This is a genomic window from Mesorhizobium sp. Cs1321R2N1 (assembly GCF_037179725.1).
Classification (GTDB): domain Bacteria; phylum Pseudomonadota; class Alphaproteobacteria; order Rhizobiales; family Rhizobiaceae; genus Mesorhizobium; species Mesorhizobium salmacidum.
The window spans coordinates 1-3,896 of sequence record NZ_JAPYKP010000251.1; the positions used below are offsets into that span (position 1 = coordinate 1).

General features: G+C 63.0%; 3 protein-coding genes and 1 pseudogene. All 4 read left to right on the forward strand.

The features are described from left to right. Positions 1-336: allophanate hydrolase-related protein (locus O7A61_RS31335; RefSeq protein ID WP_442921135.1), on the forward strand; the 336-nt coding region annotated here is incomplete at its 5' end. 273 nt (positions 337-609) lie between these two features. Then, the gene (locus O7A61_RS31340; RefSeq protein WP_337133045.1) at positions 610-1,680 is read left to right on the forward strand and encodes a helix-turn-helix transcriptional regulator; all 1,071 of its coding nucleotides are present in this window, start codon (positions 610-612) and stop codon (positions 1,678-1,680) included. 572 nt (positions 1,681-2,252) lie between these two features. Further along, positions 2,253-3,320 (forward strand): OmpA family protein, encoded by a 1,068-nt coding sequence (locus O7A61_RS31345; RefSeq protein ID WP_337133046.1) that lies wholly within the window; start codon positions 2,253-2,255, stop codon positions 3,318-3,320. 41 nt (positions 3,321-3,361) lie between these two features. Then, positions 3,362-3,896: pseudogene (locus O7A61_RS31350) on the forward strand (hypothetical protein); the annotation flags it as partial.

Here is a 3,896-nt window from a genome sequence, read left to right on the forward strand (position 1 = left end):
CAGCTCAACCAGCTCGGCGCGCAATTCCTGCGCGCGACCAGGACCGCCGCCGCTTACAAGCTCTATGCGTTGGCCGGCCAGTCCGTGCCCAAGCCCGGCCTGATCCGCGTCGCCGATGGCGGCATGCGGATCGACGTCGAGGTCTGGCGGCTTGGGCCTGAGGCTTTCGGCCGTTTCGTCGCCGCTATTCCGGCTCCGCTCGGCATCGGCACGGTCGAACTCGACGACGGCACCCCCGCCAAGGGTTTTCTGGTCGAAAGCGCGGGCTTGGACGGTGCCTTCGACATCTCCTCATTCGGCGGCTGGCGCCGCTTTGTCGCACGCGGCAATAGTTGAATGAGCGACCCGAGACATAGGTGACGTATCGTACCGGACACATGGGTGACGACGCAACGAGTGACGACACCGATTTGGGCAGATAGCAAGACGTCGATAGTCCTCTGCGCAACGTGTTGCGGCGTACGACGAAGCCCGGAGACGAACGGCTTCTCGGCGTCTTCATCTGACCCTGCGTCGAACGCGGTCGGCCTGAGAGATACCTCCTTGGCCGGCAATTTGCTATTGTCCTCGTTCGCAGCACAATAAGTAGGCTGCGTAAGATGGGCGCGAATGTTTACAGAAATTCTCGATGCGCTTTATGAAGCTGCGTTCATAGCGGAAAAGTGGCCCGCTGTTCTCGGGCAGATCACCAATGTGTCGGCATCAAAAGGCGGTGCGCTCTTTGTATTCGCGGATGGCATGCCGATTCGGGGAAAGGCCGTGGCACAGCTGCAGGATTTGATGGACGAGTTCCTTGAGGACGAAAGCTTGCGCTTGTCCACAGCCGCTGCGCGTATGGGGGCCGTTCGTCCGGCAAGCTTCGTGGATGTAGACAGATTCATGACGGCCGACGAGGTGCGGGATGATCCTATGCGCATTCGGCTGCGCGAGCGTGGCCTGGGCGTGAATGCTTGCGCGGCTATTGCCATGCCCACAGGTGAGATCGCGATATTTGTTTTCCAGCGCGGGCTCGACGAAGGAGGCTACGAAGAGCAGCAGCTTGAAGTCCTCGACAGGATCCGACCCGACATGGCGCGCGCCACGCTCGCGGCAGCCCGGCTTGGTCTTGTGCAGGCGCGCGGCGCCGTCGACGCGTTAGCCAGGATCGGGCTTCCGGCCGCTGTTCTCGCCGCCAACGGGCGGGTTCGGGTGACCAACAGCCTATTCGACCGCGAGAAGTCGCTTTTTCTGCCGACGGCATTCGGCGGCGTCGCCCTCGCCAACACTGAGAGCAACCGTCTGTTCCAGGCCGCGCTGCAGGCGATGCGTGGCGAACTGCCCCCGCGATCTATCCCTGTGCGGGGCACACCGCCGGCGGTGGTGCATGTCCTTCCGCTCAAACGGAGCGCGCATGACCTTTTCGACGGAGGTGATCTGCTTGTCGTGGCGACGGCGATCTCGGCAAGCGCTCTCGTCCCGTCCCCGACCATCTTGACCGGGCTGTTCGACCTGACACCTGCCGAGGTAAATCTTGTGATCGCGTTGGCCAAGGGACATAGCCTCAAGGCGGCGGCAGCCGAAGCCGGGCTGCAATTCTCAACCGTGCGCACTTACCTCAACCGCGTTTTTCGCAAGACCGGTACAAACCAGCAAAGCCAGCTGGTTGCCCTCCTGAAGTCGGCGCACCCGCTCCCGCGCTGACGAGCCTTCCAGAGGGGGCCCCTTCCTTCGAACGCAGTCCGCCGCTTTCCATCATCATATGATGATAGGCGACGCCCGGTTTTCGCGGCAATTTCTCCTGCGACGCTTGGTGCTGTCCCGCAGACGAGAGCGACGCCGCAATTCGTCCACCAAAGCAAGGCCCGTCGGCAAGGGGGAGTGACGATGCTGGGAAGCGTTGTCCGCGGTTCACAATCCGCTGAGAGCCTGCTGAAGCGGGACGACAATCATCGTGCTTGGCGTCGAGCTAATGACCATCCTTGTGACCTGCAAGAGGATCCCAAGCACGCCGGCATATTCGAGCAGGCGATCCCCCCTGTGTCGTCACGCCGAAACGCGCAGCAGATTGGGATCGAACATGGCCAAGTCATGGCGCCAATATCCGGCATACAATCATTCAATTTCCCCAATCAGATCACGGCCCCAGCAATGGGAGCAGCGCTACAGCTGCTTTCGGCCGAATGTCTCCGTTGCGTTGGCGGTTCCGGTCTGCGGTTTGTCGGCGCCGCAGTCCACCAATCCCGTTTGCCTCGAGGTATAAGACGATGAGAACCATGGCCAGCGCGAAGGGGATCGGCTCCATCGCCGTGCTGCTGATCATAGGCGGTCTGGGCATCGCGCTGCCTGTACGGGCGGCCGATGTCGAAGGTAGTTCCGATCACCCGCTGGTCGGGCGCTACGACGGCTCCGAGATCGTCGGTTACAAGACGACGGAATTCGACGAGGCAAACCTCGTCGAAGCTCCCTTTTCGCCGACGAGCACCAATGGCGGCACTGGCTTCAAGACGGTCGAAGGCCACATCACGCTCATCTACTACACACTGCCACAAGGCCGTTCGACGCTCGAGGTGCTCCGCAACTACGAGGAAGGCCTGAAGGCGAAGGGCTTCTCGGAGGTCTTCACCTGCGCCACCAAGAATGGCTCCTGCTTCGAATCCGGCCAGCCCGAAGGTGGATATCTTCTCGGCCAGGCCGTGGGCGATCCGCTCACCGTTCCCAAGCTTGCGGATGACTACGTTCAGAACTGGTTCCAGGAAGGCGGACGCTACCTCCTCGCCCGGCTCGACCGCCAGGAGGGAGCGGTCTACGCGGCTCTCTATCTTGGTGAAAGCAGCAGCGGCAACGTCGCCGTCGTCCGGGTCGTCGAGACCAAGGAGATGGAGACCGGCAAGATCCGGGTGGTCACCGCGAAGGAGATCGGGACGGCACTCTCCGACACCGGAAAGATTGCGGTCTATGGGATATTGTTCGACTTCGACAAGGACGTCATCAAGCCTGAGTCCAAGCGGGCGCTCGACGAGATCGCGCAGCTACTGACGTCGGAGCCGGACCTGAAGCTGCGCGTCGTCGGCCACACCGACAGCCAGGGCGGCGCAGACTACAATCTCGATCTGTCCCGGCGGCGCGCTGCCAACGTCGTTGCGGCGCTTGTCTCCCAATACGGCATCGCCGCCGATCGCCTCGCCTCTGATGGCGCCGGCATGACGCAACCGGTCGCATCCAATGACACCGAAGAAGGGCGTGCCAAGAACCGCCGCGTCGAACTACAGCGGGACGACCTGGGCGGTGGTGCTTCTGGCGGTAGCGGCGGCGCCGCGGCCAAGTCAAGCAACGCCGGTTAGGCAGGACAAGGCACGTGACAGTAAGCGAGAAGGACCGTCAAATGGCTGCCAAAGAATGCCGGACTGGGGCCGGCGGGTTCCGGCTCCTTCTCCTTTGCATAGCTACCCTGCTTATCTTGGAGTCGCCGGCTTTAGCTGCTTCGAATGTCGACTTCGTGCCCGCGGCAGGCACAAGCAGCGGCAACAAGCACAAGACGCTCAGACCGGCCGGCGGCGATGAGGCCGGGGGAGGCGGCACGCCTCAAACGCCGGCGGATATGGGCGACATGCCGCCGATGCAGCAGGCGGATGGCACCTGCGGCGATGGCAATGCAATGGCGACGGTGGTCATCAACCAGCCGGGCCTCGACAAGCTCAACGTGCGCAGCGGTCCCGGTGGCCAGGTGGTCGGCACAGTGCCGGAAGGCGGCACCGTGTCAGTGGTCGGCCCGTGCGGTGCGATCAGCGGGGCGGCGGGCTTCGCCAAGCCGAAGACGCAGCAAGGCGGCGGTGCCGGAGGTTGGTGCCAGATCAGCGCGCCGGTGCACGGTTGCGTGTCGTCCCAGTTTCTTGCGTTCGGTGGCGACACCGGCCTGT